This is a genomic window from Intestinimonas massiliensis (ex Afouda et al. 2020) (genome assembly GCF_900626285.1).
Lineage (GTDB): Bacteria > Bacillota > Clostridia > Oscillospirales > Oscillospiraceae > Flavonifractor > Flavonifractor massiliensis_A.
The window spans coordinates 130,156-153,191 of the sequence record NZ_LR131148.1 but is presented as its reverse complement, the minus strand read 5'-3'; the positions used below and the strand labels follow the sequence as shown (position 1 = coordinate 153,191).

20 protein-coding genes are annotated in these 23,036 nt (G+C 60.8%); 5 read left to right on the top strand and 15 right to left on the bottom strand.

Features of this window, described 5'->3' with window-relative positions; genetic code table 11:
- Window positions 1-108: 108 nt before the first annotated feature.
- Window positions 109-1,317: an IS110 family transposase gene (locus E0E41_RS16630; protein WP_130870730.1), complete on the bottom strand. Its 1,209-nt coding sequence runs from the start codon at window positions 1,315-1,317 to the stop codon at window positions 109-111.
- Window positions 1,318-1,744: 427 nt separating this feature from the next.
- Here E0E41_RS16630 and E0E41_RS16625 point away from each other — a divergent pair, with 427 nt between their 5' ends.
- From E0E41_RS16625 to E0E41_RS16605, 5 genes are all read left to right on the top strand, one after another.
- Complete coding sequence (locus tag E0E41_RS16625) at window positions 1,745-2,140, top strand: thioesterase family protein (RefSeq protein WP_130871015.1); 396 nt, start codon at window positions 1,745-1,747, stop codon at window positions 2,138-2,140.
- 3 nt (window positions 2,141-2,143) lie between these two features.
- Window positions 2,144-2,617, top strand: coding sequence for a YbaK/EbsC family protein (locus E0E41_RS16620; protein ID WP_130871014.1), 474 nt, complete (start codon window positions 2,144-2,146; stop codon window positions 2,615-2,617).
- 31 nt (window positions 2,618-2,648) lie between these two features.
- The gene (locus E0E41_RS16615) at window positions 2,649-3,236 is read left to right on the top strand and encodes an HdeD family acid-resistance protein (RefSeq protein WP_130871013.1); all 588 of its coding nucleotides are present in this window, start codon (window positions 2,649-2,651) and stop codon (window positions 3,234-3,236) included.
- Window positions 3,237-3,344: 108 nt separating this feature from the next.
- Complete coding sequence (locus E0E41_RS16610) at window positions 3,345-3,659, top strand: imidazolonepropionase (protein ID WP_130871012.1); 315 nt, start codon at window positions 3,345-3,347, stop codon at window positions 3,657-3,659.
- Entirely contained in the window at window positions 3,638-4,513 is an 876-nt protein-coding gene (locus E0E41_RS16605; protein WP_368020040.1) for an IS3 family transposase, read from the top strand. Before E0E41_RS16610 ends, E0E41_RS16605 begins: the two co-directional genes overlap by 22 nt.
- A gap of 91 nt (window positions 4,514-4,604) precedes the next feature.
- Here E0E41_RS16605 and E0E41_RS16600 read toward each other — a convergent pair whose 3' ends face one another.
- The 14 genes from E0E41_RS16600 to hemW form a co-directional block, all read right to left on the bottom strand.
- Window positions 4,605-6,962, bottom strand: a complete 2,358-nt coding sequence (locus E0E41_RS16600; protein ID WP_130871010.1) for an S-layer homology domain-containing protein — start codon at window positions 6,960-6,962, stop codon at window positions 4,605-4,607.
- Between the two features lie 12 nt (window positions 6,963-6,974).
- Complete coding sequence (locus E0E41_RS16595; RefSeq protein ID WP_130871009.1) at window positions 6,975-8,177, bottom strand: ABC transporter permease; 1,203 nt, start codon at window positions 8,175-8,177, stop codon at window positions 6,975-6,977.
- Window positions 8,174-8,869 (bottom strand): ABC transporter ATP-binding protein, encoded by a 696-nt coding sequence (locus E0E41_RS16590; RefSeq protein ID WP_130871008.1) that lies wholly within the window; start codon window positions 8,867-8,869, stop codon window positions 8,174-8,176. The genes E0E41_RS16595 and E0E41_RS16590 overlap by 4 nt, the downstream gene beginning before the upstream one ends.
- Before the next feature lie 12 nt (window positions 8,870-8,881).
- Window positions 8,882-10,867 carry an efflux RND transporter periplasmic adaptor subunit gene (locus E0E41_RS16585; RefSeq protein ID WP_130871007.1) on the bottom strand — a complete coding sequence of 662 codons (1,986 nt, stop codon included), beginning with the start codon at window positions 10,865-10,867 and terminating at the stop codon, window positions 8,882-8,884.
- Between the two features lie 261 nt (window positions 10,868-11,128).
- Window positions 11,129-11,932, bottom strand: coding sequence for an IS3 family transposase (locus tag E0E41_RS16580; RefSeq protein ID WP_242623858.1), 804 nt, complete (start codon window positions 11,930-11,932; stop codon window positions 11,129-11,131).
- 50 nt (window positions 11,933-11,982) lie between these two features.
- A complete protein-coding gene (locus E0E41_RS16575; RefSeq protein ID WP_130871005.1) occupies window positions 11,983-12,297 on the bottom strand; it encodes an imidazolonepropionase in 315 nt (104 codons plus the stop codon).
- 126 nt (window positions 12,298-12,423) lie between these two features.
- A complete protein-coding gene (locus E0E41_RS16570) occupies window positions 12,424-14,151 on the bottom strand; it encodes a phospho-sugar mutase (RefSeq protein ID WP_130871004.1) in 1,728 nt (575 codons plus the stop codon).
- Between the two features lie 130 nt (window positions 14,152-14,281).
- Window positions 14,282-14,770 (bottom strand): 23S rRNA (pseudouridine(1915)-N(3))-methyltransferase RlmH, encoded by a 489-nt coding sequence (gene rlmH / locus E0E41_RS16565; RefSeq protein ID WP_130871003.1) that lies wholly within the window; start codon window positions 14,768-14,770, stop codon window positions 14,282-14,284.
- Window positions 14,767-15,555, bottom strand: a complete 789-nt coding sequence (locus tag E0E41_RS16560; protein WP_130871002.1) for an MBL fold metallo-hydrolase — start codon at window positions 15,553-15,555, stop codon at window positions 14,767-14,769. Before E0E41_RS16560 ends, rlmH begins: the two co-directional genes overlap by 4 nt.
- Window positions 15,556-15,624: 69 nt before the next feature.
- Complete coding sequence (locus E0E41_RS16555; protein WP_130871001.1) at window positions 15,625-16,917, bottom strand: UDP-N-acetylglucosamine 1-carboxyvinyltransferase; 1,293 nt, start codon at window positions 16,915-16,917, stop codon at window positions 15,625-15,627.
- Between the two features lie 274 nt (window positions 16,918-17,191).
- Complete coding sequence (locus E0E41_RS16550; RefSeq protein WP_130871000.1) at window positions 17,192-18,178, bottom strand: lipoate--protein ligase; 987 nt, start codon at window positions 18,176-18,178, stop codon at window positions 17,192-17,194.
- A gap of 5 nt (window positions 18,179-18,183) precedes the next feature.
- Window positions 18,184-18,534 (bottom strand): arsenate reductase family protein, encoded by a 351-nt coding sequence (locus E0E41_RS16545; protein WP_130870999.1) that lies wholly within the window; start codon window positions 18,532-18,534, stop codon window positions 18,184-18,186.
- A gap of 30 nt (window positions 18,535-18,564) precedes the next feature.
- Window positions 18,565-21,576 (bottom strand): phosphodiester glycosidase family protein, encoded by a 3,012-nt coding sequence (locus E0E41_RS16540; protein ID WP_130870998.1) that lies wholly within the window; start codon window positions 21,574-21,576, stop codon window positions 18,565-18,567.
- A gap of 133 nt (window positions 21,577-21,709) precedes the next feature.
- Complete coding sequence (gene hemW, locus E0E41_RS16535; protein WP_130870997.1) at window positions 21,710-22,918, bottom strand: radical SAM family heme chaperone HemW; 1,209 nt, start codon at window positions 22,916-22,918, stop codon at window positions 21,710-21,712.
- Window positions 22,919-23,036: the final 118 nt, after the last annotated feature.

The following is a 23,036-nucleotide window of genomic DNA, read 5'->3' as shown; positions in this document are numbered from 1 at the left end:
GTCAAGTAAAACTTTCAAAGGAAACGAGCAAAGGAAAAGGGTGCACCAAATTAAACCGCTGTGCATTTCAAAAAATGGCGGTCAGCCAGACAGTATAGAGCTGGGAAATCAGCCATGCTCCAGAGAATCCAGGTAGGCTTTCACAGAAGCGTAGTAGATGCGCAGGAACTTGTTGGCGGAGGCCATCATGTAGACACGGTAGGGCTTACCTTCAGAGCGTTTCTTGTTCATGAACTGGTAGACCGGCTCATCCATTGGAGCGCATTGCAGGAGGACCCCCATCACCAGAAAGAGCGTCCTTCGCAGTGAGGCAGATCCTCTCTTGGAAATGTTACGGCTACGGACATCCACTTGTCCAGATTGGTAAGGTGGGGCGTCAATGCCTGCAAAGGCCACCAGCGCTTTCTTGGAATGAAAACGGCGTACATCGCCAATTTCAGCTATGAGTTGGGGGCCGAGGGTTGGGCCAACACCAAACATCTCCATCACCACAGGATACTCCGGTAGAGAAACGGCCAGGGACTGCATCTCCTGCTTGAGAGCAGCTAACGCGGCGGAAGTTGCCCGGAGTTGGGAAACAGCCTGTTCTACCAAAAGTTTTGCCGTATCCGTTTTCGGCATGACACCGAAGTGTCCACATGCAGAGGCGTATATGTCCAGTGCCTTATCCTCGCTAAAATTGTAGCCGTGCTTTCTGCACCACTTCTGGTATTGGGTGGTAAAGGCCTTTTTAGACAAACCACAGACACACTCACAATGCCAAAAAGCGGCTACAAAATCCACCCACTTCTCGCTGCCATCGGCGCGGGGTGGACTGGTAAACAGGCGGTTTGCATCAGGGAAAGCGGTGTCCAGCAGGGAGATTAGGTTGTTCTTCAGCATGGTCCGTACTTTGGAATACTGCTGGTACTGCCGGTAGCAGGTCTTCAGCATGAGCCGGGTGTCCTCCTCCGGGACATATTTCGGTAGTGTGAGCCAGTGGTCAAGGCCGTAGTTGGCCAGTTTCACGGCGTCCTTCTTGTCAGTCTTGCCTCGTCTTAAACTGTTGTTCCCATAGTCATGCACCAGCATTGCATTGACTACGGAGACATAAAGTCCCGCGTCGTGGAGCAGCCAGGCCACCGGCGCGTGGTAATTACCCGTGGATTCCATCACCACACGGGTCTCACCGTCCAAACTTTTGAGCAGCCCTGCCAGTTCGTTCAGTTCATTGGCGGTGTGTCGCACTTCAAAGGGTGAAACCACCACCTCACCGAAGGGGCGCATGACGGCGATCATGCTTTTCCCTTTGGAAACATCGATGCCAACGCTGTTCATCCACATTCCTCCAATACTAAAGAATCTGCAACCGGAATCCATCTTTTCTCGTTGCCGATTCAATCTATTGGGTGACGCGAACTCCCCGGCATCCGGTGGCTCAACCTGCTGAAATCGAACGCTACAACAAGAGGATGGCTGACAGTCTTTCGTACGGACTTACAAGCCCAAGGAGTGAGTGGTCAGCCAGTTGCTCCTCTTATTGTAGCTTAGGCACGAGATGGAGGGAAAGCCGGACTGGCTGCCCGGCTTTCCTGTCCAAATTTATTGTAATAGNTGACAGTCTTTCGTACGGACTTACAAGCCCAAGGAGTGAGTGGTCAGCCAGTTGCTCCTCTTATTGTAGCTTAGGCACGAGATGGAGGGAAAGCCGGACTGGCTGCCCGGCTTTCCTGTCCAAATTTATTGTAATAGGAGTTTGAATCAAATGTCTCTCACTGTTGGAAGCAAGGGCAAGGCGGAGACCGTGGTCACGGAGCAGAACACCGCTAATGCCGTGGGCAGCGGCCTGGTGCCCGTGTTCGCCACCCCCTATATGATCGCGCTGATGGAGAACGCCGCCGTCAATGCGGTGCAGGCCCAGCTGGAGGAGGGCCAGGGCACCGTGGGCACCAAGCTGGACGTCACCCACGACGCCGCCACCCCCATCGGCCTGAAGGTGTGGGCGGAGGCGGAGCTCACCAACCTGGAGGGCAAGAAGCTGACCTTTGCCGTCAAGGCCTTTGATGAGACCGGCCCCATCGGCGGCGGCACCCATGAGCGGTTCATCATCACCGTGGACCGGTTCCTGGCCAAGGCGGAAGCCAAAAAGGGAGGCAACTGAGCCATGTCTATTGAAACCGGCCGGGCCTATCTGCGGGAGCGGGGCTACGAGGACCGCATCAGGGAGTTCGACGTGTCCAGCGCCACGGTGGAGCTGGCCGCCCAGGCGGTAGGCTGCGAGCCCGCCCACATCGCCAAGACCCTCTCCTTCGTCCACGAGGACGGGGCCATCCTCATCGTGTGCGCCGGGGACGCCAAGATCGACAACACCAAGTTCAAGGCACAGTTCCACCACAAGGCCACCATGCTCACCCCCGACCAGGTGGTGGAGTTCACCGGTCACACCATCGGCGGGGTATGCCCCTTTGCCATCACCCACCCCAACGTCACCACCTACCTGGACGTGTCCCTGAAACGGTTCGACGTCATTTACCCCGCGGCGGGCAACGCCGCCTCCGCCGTAAAGCTCAACTGCGACGAACTGGCCCAGCTGTCCAACAGCGCCGGCTGGATCGACGTGTGCAAGGGCTGGCAGTGATCTGCCCGGCCCCGGAAAGGAAGGTCTTACTATGAGAGACCGGCTGAAAAATCTCAGCGTCAGCTTTGTGCTGCTCTCCATTCTCTATATACTGCTAGGCCTGGTGCTGCTGATCTGGCCCGCCACCGTCATGGACGTTCTGTGCTACCTCACCGGCGGCATCCTGCTGCTGTACGGCGTGTTCGCCATCGTAGGCTTCTGCCGGGCGGAGGTGCGGACGGCAGGCAGCTTCCTCACCCTGCTGCTGGGCATCGTGGCCGCCGCTGTGGGAGCGGTGCTGCTGCTCCAGCCCGCCCTGTTCCAGAGCATTCTCACCGTGATCCTGGGGCTCTACATCCTCATCGACGGCCTGCTCAACCTGATGCGTGCCCTGGAGCTGCGGCGGATGGAGCACGGCGGCTGGACCATCTACCTGGTCCTCTCCCTCATCACGGTGGTGCTGGGACTGGTGGTGGTGTTCCGGCCCATACTGGCGGGCACCACGCTGGTACAGCTCATCGGCGCGTCCCTGCTCTACTCCGGCGCCGCCGACCTGTGGACCCTGTTCCAGCTCTCCCGCTGGACCAGAGAATACCGCAAGACCCACCCTGTTGAAGTGGACCCGGTAGATCCGGAATAAATCGATATAAGAAGGACCCCCTGATGCATCTGAACAGGTCCAGTAAAAACGGACAGTGACAAAAGGCCCCCTGATGTAGGAAAATAGACTACATCAGGGGGTCTTGTCATGGGAAAACGGAATTACACACACGTTCAAGTACTTCTGCCTGAAATCAAGGCAATGATAGCAGAGGGGAAAACCCAGCGGGAAGTTGCAGAATACTACGGCTTTCAGGATAAGCAGGTGGTAAAAAGGCTGCTTAAGCGTGAGCGAAGAAAAGAACGCAAATTGGAAGCCGGCATTCTCCCGCGGCCCAAAGGACGGCCGAGGAAAGGCGCCGCACCAAAAGACATTGTGTCAGAGCAGGCCTATGAAATCCAGCGGCTTCGTATGGAGAATAAGCTGCTGCGGGATTTTCTGTGCTTCACAGGAAGGAAGTGAGGGCAAGGGTAAAATACCATGTCATATATCGTCACAGAACTGAGTATCCAGTGGCAGTCATGTGTAAATTTTTTGGAGTATCCAGAAGCGGCTACTACGCCTTTGTCCATCGCCTGGGCAGACCAGAAAAGGATGCCACTCTTGCGGAAATGCTTGCACGGCAGCGGCAACGCACCTTGCGTACCTACGGGTACCGGCGGATGTGGATATGGCTGAAAAGTCAGAATATTTTCTGTAATCCCAAAACTGTGCTGCGAATTATGAAAAAGTACGATCTGCTGTCTGAAATCCGCCGCCGCAGGAAATGGCAGCAAATGGGGCAGCAGGTTCACAGGTACAAAAATCTGCTCAACCGGCAGTTTTATGCGGACAAGCCCAACAGCAAATGGGTAACGGACATCTCCTATATCCACACCAACCAGGGCGTACTGTACCTGTCCATGATCCGGGACCTCTATGACAATAGCATTGTAGCTTACAAAACCGGGACAGAACAAACTGTGAATCTGGTTTTGGACACGATTCGTCTGGCCATGAAGCGAGAGAAAAAGAGGGTCGCTGCAGAGTTGCAGCTCCACAGCGACCAGGGTGCTCAGTACGCCTCACAAGCATATTTTGAGCTGACTCAAACATACGGCATTACGCCGTCTATGTCAAGATGCGGAAACCCTTATGACAATGCCATGGCAGAGAATTTTTTCTCTATCCTCAAAACAGAATGTATTTACCGACACAAACCTGCCTCTTTCTCTGAGGCTAACGAGATGATTGACCGTTACATCCATTTTTACAACCATGAGCGCATCCAGTTGAAAACTGGAGAGGCGCCGCTTGCGCGACGCCTCTCCTCCTAAAACTTCATATTTCCTACCAGGGCTCTTTTTTGTACTGTCCGCACAATCTGGGGCAGTTCACATCTGCATCAGGGGGTCCTTCTGCTTTGCCTTACTGGGCCACAACCACACGGATCTTGCCGCCCTCCTCGGGGGAGCGGTCATAGTACACCGTCAGGTTGTTGGAGAAGGCCAGGGCCAGCTTCAGGGCCTCCTTGCCGTCTCCGTTCTGCACCTGATACCACTCGCCGGTGGCCTTGTTGTAGCACTCCACATTGGTCGCCACGGGAATGACCATGAAATTGGTGGTGAGGGTCATGGTGTTCAGATCGAACTGGGACCGCTGTACGCCCTTGACCTCCTGGAGGGGCATAAACCCGCCTACCTTGGTCTGACCGCCCAGCTTATCCAGCGAGGGGGCCACGCCGCCCATGATACCGTTCTTCAGGCCGTCTATATAGTAGGTGACAAACTCCTGCTCGCCGCCGCTGTTGCGGATCTTAACACTGTCATAGGTCACATCTCCGTCCGGGTCCGCCCGCTTGTAGAGGATCTCGCCGTAGAGATACCGGTCTCCGGTGACGTCGTTGAGCACCAGCTTATCCGCTCGTCCGGCCCAGTCGTAGCCCACGTAGGGGATCTTGGAGGCGGGAATGGTGTGCATGGTGATGTCGCTGCGCTGGATCTCCACCAGGGTGCCATTGCCCACCTGCTCAAAGAACCGGGCGCTGGGAGAGAGCTCCTTGCTGCCCATCTTTCCGGTCTCCAGGTTCAGGGCGGCGGGGGCGCCGCTGCCGGTCACCTTGCTCAGAGAGAGGTAGCCCTTCTTGTAGGAGGAGACCGTCACCAGCCGGCCGTTGAGCAGCTGGGCGGCGGATTCGCTCATGGTGGTCTTTCCGGTGAGTGTAAGCAGGCCATCCAGCAGCACAATGGAGACGCTGTCCTTGGATTCGACCTTGGCTACGCCCACTGCATTGGACTGGGCCACACTGGGAGACACCGCGCCCGCCACCTGTCCGGTGGTGGTAAGCAGGAAGGTGACCTTATCTCCCACCTTGAAGGCGGCCAGGTCGGAGACCGCGCTGGGCAGTACATCCAGGGTCACGCCCATCACGGTCACCTTGGAGGGAGCAGCCACATTGGGATAGGCGTCCTCATACAGACCGCTGAGCTTCAGGTCGGAAACAAACAGGGTATTGGAGGCCTTGTCGTAGGTTCCGACATCGTACTGCTGGATATCGCTGACCTGAGCGGGAGCACCGTTCTTGTAAATGGCGGGGGACTTACCGCCGGTGATGATGGTGAAGGGGTTGCCGGTGCCGGTGGGCTTGTTCTTGACTACCATCACGTTGTCATCGCCGGCCGCGGCCTTGCCGGAGGTCAGGTAGATGTAGTCCAGCTTGCCGGAGCCGTTGTAGGCCAGTACCAGGGTGGTACCGGTACGCAGGCCGGTCCACTCAGCCTCGTAGGTGGTGGAGTCCGCACTGTCGCTGCGATACACCGGAGTGTTCAGGGTCACGGAGATCTTATCTCCTCCCACCACAGGGATGGAGTTGGCCTCCGGGCTGCCCATGATGGTGACGCTGCGGAAGGTGGCGCTCTCCTCCGGCAGGATGGCCAGCAGCTTCTTGTTCTTGTCCAGCACGATCCGGCCCTTGGTACCGCACAGCTCGCTGCCGAACGTGGTGCGGTCGGTCTTGTAGGTGCCGGAGGTGGTGAGCACCGAGCCGGTGGTGCCGTCCTCGGCGGTGGCGTCGGTGGACAGCACGATGACGTTGTCCTCCAGGCTGCCGCCCAGGTTGCCCAGGTAAATGCTCTCGCTGTCCTTGGGGCTGGTGAACAGCAGGTTGTAGAACAGGATGGCGGCCTGCCCTCTGGTGATGGTGGAGGCGCCGGACAGGCTCAGCCCGTCGGCCAGACCGGAGGAGATGGCCAGACCCACATAGCCGTCATACCAGTTGGCTCCGGAGGCCACGTCCTGGTCGCCGTAGCCCAGCACCCGCATGAGCATGGTGACCGCCTCGCCGTAGGTGATGGCCCGGTTGGGCTGGAAGCTGCCGTCCCCCACGCCCATAATGAGCCGGGTACCGGCGCTTCCCGCCTCACCGCCGGTGCCGCCGATGGTGATGGAGGCCGCCAGGTTCACATAGCCTCTGGCCCAGTGCTCCGGACCCACGTCGGTAAAGATGGTGCGGTTGCGCTGGGCAGGTTCCTCATTCCCCCGGCCCAGGATCTCCACCACCATTTTGCAGAACTCCGCCCGGGTCAGGGTACCGCTCGGATTAAAGGCGGTGCCGCCGGTGCCGTCCACCACGCCCAGCACCCGCAGGGTCTCCGCGGCGTTGGCGGTGGTGGAATCCTGGATGTCGGTGAAGGCGGAGCCCCCGGCCGCCGAGGCGGGGGCCAGGGTGACCAGCCCCGCCAGCAGGGCGGCGGCCAGCAGCCCGGAAATCAAACGTTTCACTCTCATAGTCTCTCTCCTTTATTCCGCCCGCAGGGCGTCCACCGGCTGGAGGCCGGATGCTTTGATGGCGGGGTAAAGTCCAAAACCGATGCCCAGGGCCACCGAGATGAGGAAGGCACCAACGGTGATGCCCGGGCTTGGCAACAGGATCAAATTGAAGGACGCTTTCCCCACGATCAGGGTACCGATATAGCCTACGGCGATACCAAAGATGCCGCCGATGCCGCAGATCATACAGGCCTCAATGAGGAACTGGGCGATGATGCTCTTCCGCTCGGCGCCGATGGCCTTGCGGATGCCGATCTCCCGGGTGCGCTCGGTGACGGTGACCAGCATGATGTTCATAATGCCGATGCCGCCCACCGCCAGGGAGATGGCGGCGATGCCGCCCAGGAAGCGCTGCTGCAACTTGATCTGCTCGTCGCCCTCCTCCTGCCACTGGTTGGGGGTGCCCACATAGCCGCTGCCCTGGCCCAGCAGGCTGTCCAGGTAGCCCTGCAGCAGGCCCACGCCCATCTTGGTGGCCTGGGCGTCCCTTGCCTTGGCCACAAAGGTGTCCATCTGGGTAGATTTGTTCAGCACCCGGTTTGCGGTGTAGGGCAGGACGATGTAGCGATCCATGCCGGACAGGTTGTTGGGGTCCTTTTCCTGGTAGACCCCCACCACCTCAAAGGGTACGCCGTTGATGGTGATGTCCCGGCCGATGGGGTCGATGTAGTTGAACAGCAGTTCCGCGATCTTGGAGCCCAGCACGCACACCTGGTTGTACCGCTCCACATCCAGGTAGGCGATGTCCCGGCCCTTGGCTACGGTGAAGTTGTTGCACAGAGAAAAGTCCTGGTTGCCCATCATCACCTGGGGGCTCTCCTCCCAGGGGCTGTTGTAGTTGTCCAGGGTCTTGGCGCCGTATTTGACCACGGTCTGGTTGTACATCTGCACCACCGGGGTGAAGCCCACGATGTACTCATCCAGCTCCTTGCAGTAGTCGTACAGCTCATCGGAAATGCCCTTGCTGTCCCAGCTGTAGGCGTTGATGTTGATGACGTTGCTGCCCAGGCTCTCATAGTAGGCCCGCATCTGCTGGTTCTGGCCCTCGGCGTAGGACACCAGGATAATGACCGCCGCCAGGCCGATGATGACGCCCAGCATGGTGAGAGCGGAGCGGGCCTTTTTGGCCGCAATGGATTTGATGGCGATCTTGAAGGCCTGCGTCAGATTCACGAAAAGGCCCCCTCTCTGTCTCCGTCGTAGAGGATGTGCCCGTCGGAGATTCGGATAACCCGCTCGGCAGTAGCGGCGATGCCGTTGTCATGGGTAATGAGGATAACGGTGGTGCCCTCCTCATGGAGCCCGTGGAGGATCTCCAGCACGTGCCGGCCGGTTTTGGAGTCCAGGGCGCCGGTTGGCTCGTCGGCCATGATGATGGGGGGCTGGGTGGCGATGGCCCGTGCTATGGCCACCCGCTGCTGCTGGCCGCCGGACATCTCGCTGGGCTTGTGGTCCGCCCGGTCGGCCAGGCCCACCCGCTCCAGAGCGGCCTCCACCCGGTCGGCCCGCCTGGATGCGGGCACCCCCTGGTAGATCAGGGGGAGCTCCACGTTCTCCCAGGCGTTGAGGGCCGGGATCAGGTTGAAGCCCTGGAAGATAAAGCCGATCTGCTTGTTGCGGATGTGGGCCAGCTGCCGGTCGGAGAGTTCGGTGACGTCCACCCCGTCCAGGTGGTAGTCCCCGTAGGTGGGGATGTCCAGGCAGCCCAGAATGTTCATCAGAGTGGACTTGCCGGAGCCGGACTGGCCGATGATGGCCACGAATTCCCGCCGGTCGATCTCCAGAGAGACCCCGTCCAGGGCCCGCACCTCGCTCTCCTCCCCCTCATGATAGATCTTAAAGAGGTTTTTTACATCAATGAGCATGATTCCGCCCTCTTAATACATCTGGTTGGGGTCCTGATAGCCCAGGAATACCACCTGGCCCTGGGACAGGCCCCGGACGATCTCCACCTGGGAGTTGTCGTTCAGGCCGATGGTCACCGGCACCGCCCAAAAGCCCTCGGGCTGCTCCCAGGCAGGATCGGGCTCCAGAATGGCGTTGACCGGAGGCTCGTCGGACTGGACCCAGACAATAGCGCTGGGGCTGTCTCCGGTGCCGCCCGCGGTGCCCATACCGGCGTCCATACCCCCGTCCATCCCCGGCGCGGGCATGGCCACCGCCATCAGGCGTCTGGCAAAGGCGCCGCCGGTATAGCGCTGCGCCACCGCCATGTCGCCGTCGCTTGCGATGGAGCCGCCATCCGCAGGCAGCATGTCGCCGTCTGTCATGCCGTCCTCGGGCAGCATATCGCCGTCGGTCATGCCATCCTCGGGCAGCATATCGCCGTCCGTCATGCCGTCCGTCATGCCGTCCGCATCGCCGTACATGTCTCCGTCCTCCGACGGGGCGGCATCCAGGGTGTCCGGCAGGGTCACATTGTCAAAGCTGACGTATTTCACCGCCTGGATGGGCACCACCAGACAGTTGTCCGATTCGCTGGCTACGAAGGAGTAGCTGACATAAGTACCGGGGATCATGGAGCCGTCGAAGTTATCCACCGTCACCACCGCGGGGACGCTGGCCACGCCGTTCTCGCCGGAGGCGGTCATGGACACGCTCTCCACCACGCCCATATAGGGGGTGCCGTACTGGTCGATGTTGACCATCATGCCGGTCTTGATGTAGCGGGCGTTGCGCTCATCCACGCTGATCTCAATGATCATCTGGGCGGTATCGGCAATGGTGATGCCCTGGCCGCTCTGGACATCCGCCCCCTCCTGGAGGCTGCAGGACAGGACAGTGCCGGAGATGGGGGCGGTGGCGTTGTACTTGCCCAGCTCGTCATTGGCCGTCTTCAGCTTCTCCTGAGCGGCCTTCAGGGCCTCCTCCTTCTGGGAGATCTCATCGTCGGTGTTCTTGGCGCCCAGCTTGACCATGACCTGTCCCGCCTTCACGTCGGCGTAGTTCATCAGGCTGAACTGCTCCACCGGGCCGGAGGCCTTGGCCTTTACCACCGTGGTCTCATAGAACTCCAGCTTGCCGTTCTGATAGGCGTAGATGGGGCTGCCGTCGGCCGCGGTAAGGGCGGCGGAGGCCTCCATCCCCTCGGTGAGGGTGCCCGGATTGTCCAGTACAAAGACCACCTCAAAGTGGGTGGCTCCCTCGGGGGAGACAAAGCGGACCTTGTTGATCTTCTCCACCGTGCCGGTGCGGGAATCCATGATGGAGGGGATGGAGATCTGGGCGGTCTGCCCCACCTTGATCTGCCCCTCATAGGCGTAGCTGTAGTAGAGGGACAGACGCAGCTTGGTGTCGTTGACGATGGTGGCGATGGTGTCCCCCTCGTTGACGGTATCGCCCACCTTCAGGTCGGCCACATCCCGCAGGTTGCCGCTGTGGGGCGCCTTGACAGTGAGCTCGGCGATCTTGTCGTACACCGACTGCAGGTCCTTCTGGGCGTTGTCCACCGTCTCCTGGGCGGCGGTCACCGCCTCCCGGGCGGTGGTGTCGTCCATCTTGTAGAGCTGCTGGCCCTCAGTGACCTGGTCGCCCTCGTGGACATACAGCTCCAGAATAGTACCGCTGCCTGGGGTAACGCTGGCAGAGTTGCGGGCCTTGGTCATACCGGAGCCCTCCACCGTAGCCTGGATGGACCCGTATTCCACGGTACCCGTCATGACCTCACCCTTGTCGCCGGTCTCACGGAATACGAAGTACCACAGAACCACAGCCACCGCTATGATGACTGCGGCCAGAATCAGGAGCCCCGCGATCATCTTACCCTTTCCGCGGTGCTTCTTCTTGGGCCCCTTGGGGACAGCGGGCGTGCTGCCGCCGGCCTGCGGGACCTGCTCCATCACGGGCGTCTGCTGTTGAGCCATGTCGATATCCTCCTTGTTTTACAATGACCTCAGCTTGATTTTATCACAGTGGGCACCGGTTAGATTTACAAACCAATGACAAGTTCTTAAGGAAACCTTAAATTTTTTTGCCTGCCCTTTAGACGGGCAATCTCGGCAAAAAGTTTCCAATCTCACCCAAAAATGTTTCCACACGATCTGACAAAAAGCCCCCGCCGCATTTGAACTGCCCCAGATTGTGCGGACAGTACAAAAAAGAGCCCTGGTAGGAAAGATGAAGTTTTAGGAGGAGAGGCGTCGCGCAAGCGGCGCCTCTCCAGTTTTCAACTGGATGCGCTCATGCTTGTAAAACTGGATGTAACGGTCAATCATCTCGTTAGCCTCAGAGAAAGAGGCAGGTTTGTGTCGGTAAATACATTCTGTTTTGAGGATAGAGAAAAAATTCTCTGCCATGGCATTGTCATAAGGGTTTCCGCATCTTGACATAGACGGCGTAATGCCGTATGTTTGAGTCAGCTCAAAATATGCTTGTGAGGCGTACTGAGCACCCTGGTCGCTGTGGAGTTGCAGCTCCGCAGCGACCTTCTTTTTCTCTCGCCTCATGGCAAGATGAATGGTGTCCAGAACCAGATTCACCGTTTGTTCCGTTCCGGTTTTGTAGGCCACAATGCTGTTGTCATAGAGATCCCGGATCATGGACAGGTATAGTACGCCCTGGTTGGTGTGGATATAGGAGATGTCCGTTACCCATTTGCTGTTGGGCTTGTCCGCATAAAACTGCCGGTTGAGAAGATTTTTGTACCTGTGAACCTGCTGCCCCATTTGCTGCCATTTCCTGCGGCGGCGGATTTCAGACAGCAGATCGTACTTTTTCATAATTCGCAGCACAGTTTTGGGATTACAGAAAATATTCTGACTTTTCAGCCATATCCACATCCGCCGGTACCCGTAGGTACGCAAGGTGCGTTCCCGCTGCCGTGCAATCATTTCCGCAAGAGTGGCATCCTTTTCTGGTCTGCCCAGGCGATAGACAAAGGCGTAGTAGCCGCTTCTGGATACTACAAAGAATTTACACATGACTGCCACTGGATGCTCGGTTCTGTGACGATATATGACATGGTATTTTACCCTTGCCCTCACTTCCTTCCTGTGAAGCACAGAAAATCCTGCAGCAGCTTATTCTCCATACGAAGCCGCTGGATTTCATAGGCCTGCTCTGACACAATGTCTCTTGGTGCGACGCCTTTCCTCGGCCGTCCTTTGGGCCGCGGGAGAATGCCGGCTTCCAACTTGCGTTCTTTTCTTCGCTCACGCTTAAGCAGCCTTTTTACCACCTGTTTATCCTGAAAGCCGTAGTATTCTGCAACTTCCCGCTGGGTTTTCCCCTCTGCTATCATTGCCTTGATTTCAGGCAGAAGTACTTGAACGTGTGTGTAATTTCGTTTTCCCATGACAAGACCCCCTGATGTAGTCTATTTTCCTACATCAGGGGGTCTTTTGTCACTGTCCGTTTTTACTGGACCTGTTCAATTCTGTGATGCGGCGGGGGCTTTCTTTCCTTTTTCTCGTTTGATCCGTTACTTTTTCAGGCTCTCCGCCCAGGCGGCATACTTGGCCACCTTCTCGTCGCACTCGGACTTGGAGGCGCCGTTGGCCAGGATGTAGACCTTGACCTTGGGCTCGGTGCCGGAGGGCCGGACGATGAGGCTGGTGCCGTCGGCCATCTCGTAGCGCAGCACGTTGGAGCCGGAGAGCTCCATGGTGCCCTTGCTGCCGTCCGCCACGGTGACCACAGAGCCGTCCTGATAATCCTTCTGCTGAAGCACGCCCACGCCGGCGATCTCCACCGGGGGCTTGGACCGCAGATTGGCCATCAGGTCCGCCATCTTCTTCAGGCCGTCCAGGCCGGGCATCACCAGGTTCAGGGTCTTCTCGCCGTAGAAGCCGTACTTCTCATAGCACTTCTGGAGGGCGTCGTACAGGGTCATGCCCTGTCCGGCGTACCAAGCCGCCATCTCGGTGAGGGCCAGGGAGGCAGTGACGGCGTCCTTGTCCCGGACATAGTCGCCCAGCATATAGCCGTAGCTCTCCTCGTAGGCGAAGATCACCTTGCCCTCCCCGGCGTTCTCCAGCTTGTCCTTCTTCTCCGCCAGGAACTTGAAGCCGGTGAAGGTATCATAGCACTTCAGGCCGTTGGTCTCGGCCACCTTACGGGCCATCTCGGTGGTGACGATGGTCTTGAGGGCCACGGGATTGGCGGGCATCTTGCCGGTGCGGTTCTTGGCGCCGATCAGGTAGTCCAGCAGCAGCACGCCGGTCTGGTTGCCCGAAATGGTGATGTACTCGCCCTGATCGTTGCGCACCATGATGCCCACACGGTCGGCGTCGGGGTCGGAGCCCAGGATGAAGTCGGCTCCCTCCTTCTTGGCCAGGTCCACCGCCAGATAGAAGCCCTCGGGGTTCTCCGGGTTGGGAGAGACCACAGTGGGGAAGTTGCCGTCCACCACCATCTGCTCGGGCACGCAGATCACGTGCTTCATGCCCAGACGCCTGAGGGCCTCGGGGATCAGCTTGTAGCCGGTGCCGTGGAAGGGGGTGTACACCATCTTGAAGGTGTCGGCCACCTTCTCCACGGCGGCCTCGTCATTGACCTGGCCCATCACGTTGGCCAGGAACTTCTCGTCGGTCTCCGCCCCCATCAGGGTGATCATGCCGCTCTTCAGAGCCTCGTCATAGTCCATCCGCTGGATGGAGTCGAACATGTCCAGCTCCTCCATCTTCTTGGCGATGGCGGAGGCGTGGTGGGGGGGCAGCTGCGCGCCGTCCTGCCAGTAGACCTTATAGCCGTTGTACTCCTTGGGATTGTGGCTGGCGGTGACATTGACGCCGGCGATGCAGTGGTACTCCCGCACGGCGAAGGACACCTCGGGGGTGGGGCGCAGGGATTCAAACAGGCGCACCTTGATGCCGTTGCCCGCCATGACGCAGGCGGTCTCCTTAGCGAAGGCGTCGGAGTTGTTGCGGCAGTCAAAGCACACCGCCACGCCCCGCTCCATGGCTTCTGGCCCCTCGGCCTTGATGACCTCGGCAAAGGCCTGGGTGGCGTGCCGGATCACATGAATATTCATCTGGTGCAGGCCCACACACATGGTGCCCCGCAGACCGGCGGTACCGAACTCCAGGGGGGCGAAGAAGCGGCTCTCGATCTCCTTCTCGTCGCCGGAGATGGAGCGGAGCTCGTCCTTTTCCGCCTCGCTGAGGGCGGGACTGTTGAGCCATTTTTCATATACGTCACGATAGGACATGGGAATTACCTCCAATACCTCAATTTCACAGATCAGCGCATTGCTGCTTTGGTTATTATAGCACAAAGCCTCCCGCATATCCACCCTGTCTTCCGGCATTTCGCAGGCAACTGTGAAATTTTCCCTGTTTTTACTTGTGGTACCCGGAGCCCTCCTGGATCTTGAAGCAGCGGTAGATCTGCTCCAGCAGCATGACCCTGGCCAGGTGGTGGGGGAAGGTCATGGGGGACATGGACAGCTTCAGCTTGGCCTGGGCCTTGAGGGAGGGGTGCATGCCATAGGAGGAGCCGATGAGAAAGACCAGGCTGCCGGTACCCCCTGCCGACCACTGCTCCAGCCTGGCCGCCAGCTTCTCGCTGGAGAGGAGGGTCCCCTCCACACACAGGGCGATGACCGCCGCCCCTTTGGGGATCTTACCCCGGACGGCCTGGGCCTCCTTCTCCAGGGCGGCATCGATCTGGGCCTGGGAGGGGTTCTGGGGCAGCCGCTCCTCGGGCAGTTCGGTGAGCTGGAGCTTGCAGTAGGCGCCCAGCCGCTTGACGTACTCCGCCGCGGCGTCGGTGTAGAACTTCTCCTTCAGCTTGCCCACGCAGATGATATGTACGCCGATCCCCTTCATATGTAATACCGCTCCCCGATCTCCGCCCGGGGCGCCACCGCCAGGGTCACGTCCCGGCCGATCTGAGCGCCCCGCCCCTCCAGGGTGGAGCGCACCACGTCATAGGCCCGCTGGGGGGTGTTGTTTTCCCGGGAAAGGTGGGCCAACACCACGGTGCGGGCGCCCCCCTCCACCGCCTGCCACACCAGCTCGGCTCCATCCTCGTTGGACAGGTGGCCGTGGTCCCCCAGAATGCGGCTCTTCAAAAAGTAGGGGTAGGGCCCGGACTGGAGCCACTCCACATCGTGGTTGGCCTCGGCCACCAGCAGCTCCGCACCCCGGATGCCGTCGGACACCGCCGGGGTCACCTGGCCCAGGTCGGTGACCACCGCCGCCTTCCTGCCGCCGGCGCTGAGGGCGTAGCCGTTGCTCTCGGCGGCATCGTGGGAGGTGGGAAAGGTCTCCACGTCGATGCCTCCCAGGGAAAAGCTGTCCCCCGGCGTAAAGGTGTGAAGCAGGTCCTCCAGGAAGGGGATCCGGTAGCTCAGCTGCCGGGCGGTGCCCCGGCTGGCGTACACCGGCACCGCCAGCTGCTTGGTCATGGTGGCCAGACCGGCGATGTGGTCGGTGTGCTCATGGGTCACCAGCACGCCGGCCAGCTCTTTGGGGTCTACCCCCAGGGCTTTCAGAGAATTGGTGATCCGCCGGCAGGAGATGCCCGCATCCACCAGGATATGGGTGGCCCCGTCGCTCACCAGCAGGCAGTTGCCGCTGGAGCCGCTGGCCAGGGTACATAGTTCCAGCACAAGATCGCTCCTTTTTACGCAAAACAGGCGGGGGAAAGGCCCCCGCCTGAAGCATGTCATTCAGATGAATCAGCCCACCTGGGCCTGTTTGTCCTCATCGGGGGTGACTACCACCCGGATGTCCGCCCCCACGCCGGAGAGCTTGCGGACGATATCCTCATAGCCCCGCTCGATGTGGTGGATGCAGCCGATCTCGGTGGTGCCGCGGGCGGCCAGCCCGGCGATGACCATGGCGGCCCCGGCCCGCAGGTCGCAGGCCTGGATGCGGGCACCGGTCAGGTGGTCCACGCCCTCAATGACGGCGATCTTGCCGTCCACCTGGATCTGGGCGCCCATCCGCCGGAACTCATCCACATAGCGGTAGCGGTTGTCCCACACGCCCTCGGTGAGCACGCTGGTGCCCTCCGCCAGGCAGAGCACGGCGGCAATCTGGGGCTGCATGTCCGTGGGGAAGCCGGGATAGGGCAGGGTCTTGACGTTGGTGCGGGTCAGCTTGCCGGTGCGGCGCACCAGAACGGCGTCGTCCCGCTCCTCCACCTCCACGCCCATCTCCAGCAGCTTGGCGGTGATGCACTCCAGATGCTTGGGGATCACGTTCTTGATCAGGACCTCTCCCCCGGCGGCGGCCACGGCGGCCATGTAGGTGCCTGCCTCGATCTGGTCGGGGATGATGGAGTAGGTGCCGCCGGTCAGGCGGTCCACGCCCCGGATCTTGATGACGTCGGTGCCGGCGCCCATGATATCGGCCCCCATGGAGTTGAGGAAGTTGGCCAGATCCACGATATGGGGCTCCTTGGCGGCGTTCTCAATGACGGTCAGGCCGTCGGCCAGCACGGCGGCCAGCATGATGTTCATAGTGGCGCCAACAGACACGATATCCAGATAGATGTGGGTGCCCTGCATCCGGCCCTTTTCCGCCCGGGCATGGATAAAGCCGCCCCGGACGTCCACCTCGGCCCCCATAGCCACAAAGCCCTTGATGTGCTGGTCGATGGGACGACCGCCGAAATCGCAGCCGCCCGGAGGGGGCACCTCAGCAGAGCCGAACCGGCCCAGCAGTGCGCCAATCAGATAATAAGAGGCCCGGATCTTGCGGGCCAGCTCCTCCGGCACCCGGGCATTGCGGATGTGGGAGCAATCCACGTCCACCGTGGTGCGGTTGACGGTGCGCACATCGGCGCCCAGCTCCTGGAGGATGTTGAGGATCAGCGTCACATCGCTGATCTGGGGAATATTTTCAATGCGGCAGCTACCGTCCACCAGCAGGGCGGCGGGAATGATAGCGACAGCGGCGTTTTTCGCGCCGCTGATGTCGATCTCACCGTACAGCGGTTTACCGCCGTGAATCACATACTTTGTCAAAGCAACAACCCTCTATTCCTTCCGCCGGAAGGGATTCCGACCTTCCGGGGTATCCAAGGGCCGGCCAGCAGGCGGCCCGGTAAACACATAACGGATCGGCACACGAAAGTTCAGTGCGCTCCTATACGCGTACATTATAACACAGATCTTTGTAAAATCAAACCTAATTCTTTCTCCGCTTTTTCTACCCTCAGCCTTTCCGTTTTTTATGCGTTTTATACAGATGAGGACGGGGCGCAGAGCCTGCGCCCCGTCCTCCCTGATCGGAATTTTTTTACTGGAGCAGCAGCCGGCAGAAGCTCTCCACGTCCATGCCCCGGAAGCAGCGCTCCAGCGCCGTATCCGCCAGCCGGCGGCGCAGGGCCTCCTCCTCCAGCGGACAGCCCAACAGCTGTTCCGCCAGCTTCTCCGGCTCCTCCATGCTGAAGTAGTCGCCGTAAAAGTGCAGGGTCCTGATAGCCCCCCGCTCCACATCCATGTGGACCTCCAGCTGCCCGCAGCCCTCGATCCGCCGTTTCTTGATGATCTGGCAGGGGGGCGAAGCGCCGAAGTTCCAGTCCCAGGTGCTGTAAAGGGTTGCCCGCAGGCGCTCCGTCTCCGCCTTCTGCTCCTCAGTCAGCTCCAGCCGCTCCATGGGATACATCTCCCACAGGGCCTGCCGCAGCCGGGCCAGAAACTCCGGCGTGGGCAGGTCCTCCTTCACATAGGGCCGCACATTGGTGACCCGGCTGCGCACCGACTGGAGGCCCTTGGAGGTGATCTTGTCCTCCGGCACCCGCAGGGCCCGGCCCACCACGCTCAGATCGGAGTCGTAGAGGATGGTGCCGTGGTGCATCACCCGGCCGTGCTTCACATACTGGGAATTGCCCGAAAATTTCTTGCCGTCTATGGTCATGTCGTTGCGGCCGCTGATCTCAGCGGTCACCCCCAGGCCGGCCAGGGCCGCCGCCACCGGCCGGCAGAAGGCGGAAAAGTCCATCCCCGCCCCCTCATGGGGGGCGATGAAGGTAAAGTTCACATTGCCCAGGTCGTGGTACACCGCGCCGCCGCCGGACAGCCGCCGGGCCACCCGGATCTGATGCTCCTCCACGTAGGCCATGTTGACCTCCTGGAGGGTGTTCTGGTGCTTGCCCACCACGATGGTGTTGTCGTTCTGCCAGAGCATGCAGCAGGTCTCCTGCTGGCCCGGGCCGTCAAAGACCACCTGCTCCAGGGCCAGGTTGTAGTAGGGGTCGGTGCTGGTGCTTTCCAGATAGAGCATGGCGCTTACCCCAGTTTTTCCGCCCACTCCGCCTCGCGGAAGCCCGTCAGGACGAAATCGTCCCCCACCAGGAGGGGCCGCTTGACCAGCATGCCGTCGGTGGCCAGCAGGGCGATCTGCTCCTCCTCGCTCATGCCGGGCAGCTTGTCCTTCAGGCCCAGGGCCTTGTACTGCAGGCCGCTGGTATTGAAGAACCGCTTCAGGGGCAGGCCGCTGAGCTGATGCCACTGCCGCAGCTCCTCCGCGGTGGGCCGCTCCTCCTTGATGTTCCGCACCTGGACCTGGATACCTTTGTCCTCCAGCCAGGCCAGGGCTTTTTTACAGGTACTGCACTTGGGATAGCAGAGAGCCAGCATAAAAATCTCCTCTTTCTATGTTATTTGGTCTCACAGCATGGCGTAGAGCAGCTTGGCCACTTCGCCCCGGGTCAGCAAACCGGTGGGACGGATCTGGCCGTTACTGCCGGCCACCACGCCCTGGCCCACCAGGACCTTGGTGTATTCCGCAGCCCAGCCGGGTACCTGGGCGGCGTCGGTAAAGGCACTCAGGTCCGCCTGGGCGTAGCCCTTGGCCTGGGTGCGGCCCAGCAGGGTGATGGCCTCCGCCCGGGTGATGGTGGCGGTGGGGTTGGACATCAGGCCGCCGGCGCTCTCCGCGCCCTGGAGCAGGCCCAGGCTGTACATGGCCTTGATCTCATTGAGGGCCCAGCTGGGGATCTTGTCCTTGTCGGCAAAGGGCAGCTCCACCCCGCTGTACTGGGTCAGGTCCAGGTCCATCCAGTGGGCCACCATGGCAAAGAATTCCGCCCGGGTGATGTTCCGGTTGGGCTGGTACTGGGGCACGTCGCCGCCGGTGCCCTGAGAGATCCCCTGGTCGTAGAGGAAGGTGGCGTAGGGCTCGGCCCAGTGGCCGGTCATGTCCCCGAAGGGGGAGGTCCGCTGGGTGGACGGAGTCATGTCGGCGGAGGCCCGGGCCAGGTTGCCGCTGGCGTCGCTCACCGTGACGGTGGCCCGGTGGTAGCTGTTGTCGGCGGCGGGCAGGGTCGCGGTCAGGGTGCCGGCACTCTCGTTCCAGGTGAACTGGACGGCCGTACCGTCATAGGTCACGGACACATTGCCCTGGGCAATGGTCTGATCCACGTCGTCCTTCACCGTGGCGGTGAGCTGGGTGCCGCTGCGCTTGACGGTGACGGTGGGGGCGGCGGTATCCGCTACCTTCTCATTGGCGGTCACCATCTGGTCCAGCCAGACGGTGCCGTTCTGCTTGTCCTCACCTCCGCCGTAGACCACTGACAGCTCGGTGATGGAGCTGACGCCGTCGGGCAGCTGGACCATCACATACTTCCAGCCGGTGAAGTCCAGAGCGGTGAGCAGGAACTGCCCGGCGTTCTGGCCGTCGGCAGTGGCCATCAGGGTGTTGCCCGATCCGTCGCCGTACACCCACATACCGATCCAGCTCTCGCCGGAGGGGATGGTCAGGTTGGTGGTCAGAGAGGCTGCGCCGGTGGCTCCCGCCTGATAGGTGAGCTTCAGGCTCTGCTTCCCGTTGTGGACGTGGTCCAGCCCGGTCTCCGCCTGGGCGGAGGCGGTGGCGGTGGAGGCAAAGCCGCTCAGGCTCCCCTCAAAGCTCTCCAGGGTCTTGATGTGTCCCGCCACGCTCACCGGGATGGTCACCGACTTTCCGCCGGCGGAGACCACGATGCTGCCGCTGCCGCTCTTGGCGCTGGCGGTAAACAGGCCGTTCTGATCAACGGTGCCCACATCCCCCTGGACCGTCCAGGTAAAGCAGGTGTCCTGGGCCGTCAGGGACAGCTTGCGGTAGACCGCGCTGGCCTTCAGGTTCACCTGTCCGCCGGGGTTCAGGTTGAGGGACTTCACGGACGCGCCGGTGGATTCGTTGGTGATGCTGATGGAGTCCGGGGTCTTGACGGTGGTCAGGTAGGCGGTGCCGGAATAGGTGCCGTCGCTGGCGGTGACCTGGGAGAAGCCGCTCTCCGTTCCGGCGGTGTACAGTCCGCTTTCACTGACGGTGCCGCCGCCGCTGGTCACCGACCAGCTCACCGGATTGCCTGTGGTGGTGTAATAGGAGGTATCCAGTCCGGCGGCAGACAGCTGGACCTGGGCGCCGGAGAGGAGCATCTGGTCGCTGGGTGTCACATAGTAGCCCGCCAGCTGGCCGGTGGGCTGGAGAGTGGTGGTGAGGAAGATGGCGGTGCTGTTGGACCGCTGGGTGCCGTCGGAGGGCTTGTTCACCACCTGCATGCCGTTCTTGTCCGGATAGGTGACGCCGATGGTGGTGGAGCCGCCGCCGTCCATGCTGATGGCGTCCACACACCCCAGCTCCACCAGACGCTTGGCCACCTGGGTGAGGTTGGCCCCCACGCTGTAGCCGGGCTGGCTGCCGTCCATGGCGTAGAACACCAGAGTGCCGTCAGCCTTGATGCCGATGGCGGAGCAGGCGGTGCGGGAGGCGTCCAGGCCGGAGGCCACCTGACCGTTGGTGACGATCTTGTACACACCGCCCAGGGCCTCGGTGGCGGTGTTCCACCGCTCATCGGCGGCGGTGATGGAGAGGGTGACTGTGTCTCCCGCCTTCAGAGCCCGGAGGGCGGCCAGAGTATTGGCGTCATCCGAGGCGTTCATGGTGAGCACCGCCTTCCCCTCAGGAATGGCGATGGGCCCGGTGGATTCCAGCACCTGGTCCACGGTGTAGGTCACCGTCTTGCCGATGGTGGGCTCCAGGGCGGAGGTTCCGGTGCCGTCATCCACAGGGGTGAGCACCACGTCCACACCGGCCTGGGTGTTCTGGGTGGTGGAGGCAAAGTCGGAGGTGAGCAGGGTCAGCCCGCCCACGCCGTTCTTATTGACCTGCCGCACCTTATTGATGGCGCCGGTCAGGGGATAGCTCTTCCCGCCGAAGGTCACCTGGGTGGTCAGGCCGGTCTGGGCAATAAAGGCGCTGCCGTCGGTCTGGAAACCGATAGCCCAGGAGGTGGTGTAGTAGGGCGTGGCCCGCACCGCGCCGTTGGTGACCACCAGGCCGGTGGTGGCGCCGGTGGCCACCACATACCAGTCGCCGTTCAGGCCGGACACCACCCGCTTGCCCTGGCTCTCCAGGGTCTGGGCCATGCCGGACAGGGTGGCCTTGGAGAGGATCTTGTTCCCGTAGGCCACCGTGGGCACCACATTCTCATTGGGTGCATAGCTGACGTAGTACTCAGTACGCAGGTCGGAATAGGTGTCGCTCCAAAAAATATTCTTTCCCATGGTGGTTCCCTGGGAGATGGGCACGCTGCTCTTATGTACGTCCCAGCCCAGGGCGTTGGAGGCAGCTGCCGCCGTTACCGTCATCACCAGGGCCAACCCCAAGGCCGTGCCCCGCCGAACTATTTTCTTCATCGCGTTCCTCCTAAGTCGTATGCAGAAAGGTCCAATCTGCGCATTATGTTAACACAAAAGCCCCCGCTTGTAAACAAGCGGGGGCTATATCCCGAGAAATCGACAAAACCTTTTCGTCTGCGCGCAAAACGGGTCAGCGCTCCTGTTCCGACCCCGGCCTGCCCTGCTTGAGCCGGGGCAGGGTCTTTTCCAGGGTGGCTTCCTCCTGGATGGCCAGCAGCTCCCCAATGAGCTGGTTGGACACCAGAAAACCCTTGGGGGTCAGGTTCCAGCGCCGGTCGTGGCGCTCCGTCCAGCCCTGGCGCTCGTACTCCTCCAGCTTCTGCTCGATGGGGTCGAAGTTCATAAAGAACTCCCGCCGGTACTCCCACTCCTCAATGCCCCGGGTGGTGCGCAGCCGGAGCATCAGGTACTCGCTGCCCCGCTCCCGCTGGGGGATCAGGTCGGACTCGTCAATGACCGCGCCGCCTCCCAGCACACCGGAGATATACTTGTCCAGATCCCGGACAAAGGAGTACCGCCGTCCGCCGAAGTCGGAGTGGGCCCCCGGCCCGAATCCGATATAGGGCCGGCCCATCCAGTACTTCAGGTTATGCCGGGACTGGAAGCCCGGCTTGGCGAAGTTGGAAATCTCATACTGCTTGTATCCGGCCTTGGCCAGCCGGTCCACCATCCACAGGTACATATCCGCCTGGGCGTCGTCATCGGGCAGCTTCTCCCCCCGGATCACCCGGTCGTCCAGGGGGGTGCCCGGCTCCACCTTCAGGCCGTAGCAGCTCAGGTGCTCCGGCTCCAGGGCCAGCACCTGCTCCACCGTGTCCTGCCAGCCAGCCATGTCCTGCTGGGGCAGGCCGTAAATCAGGTCCAGGCTCAGGTTCTTGAATTTGGCCGCCCGGACGGCCTTCACCGCCTCCTTCACCTGCTCAAAATCGTGGGGCCGGTGGAGGCTGCGCAGTTCGCAGGGGTGGGCGGACTGGACCCCCAGGGAGATCCGGTTGGCTCCCGCCTTCCGCAGGGTCTGGAGCATCTTGAGATTCACACTGTCCGGGTTGCACTCCACAGTGATCTCGGCGTCCTTGGCCAGATCGAAGCGCTTGGCGATGGTGCGCAGCAGCTCTCTCAGCCGCTTTTCCCCAAAATAACTGGGGGTACCGCCGCCGAAGTACACCGTGTCCACCTGATTGCCTCTGGTCAGAGGTCCGGTCTCCTTCATATGGGCGATCAGCGCCTTCAGGTAGTCGTCCATCCTGTCCTCTCGTCCGGCCAGGGAGTAAAAGTCGCAGTAGTCGCACTTACTGCGGCAGAAGGGGATGTGGACATATACGCCCAGTTTTTCCGCCATGGAAGCACCTCGATTCGCTGGAGCGGGCCGCGAGAGCGGCCCCTATCGTATAAGAGTTATTATACTACAAAATCCGCCGTTTGAAAAGCGGCACGGGCCATGCTATACTGGAAAAAAA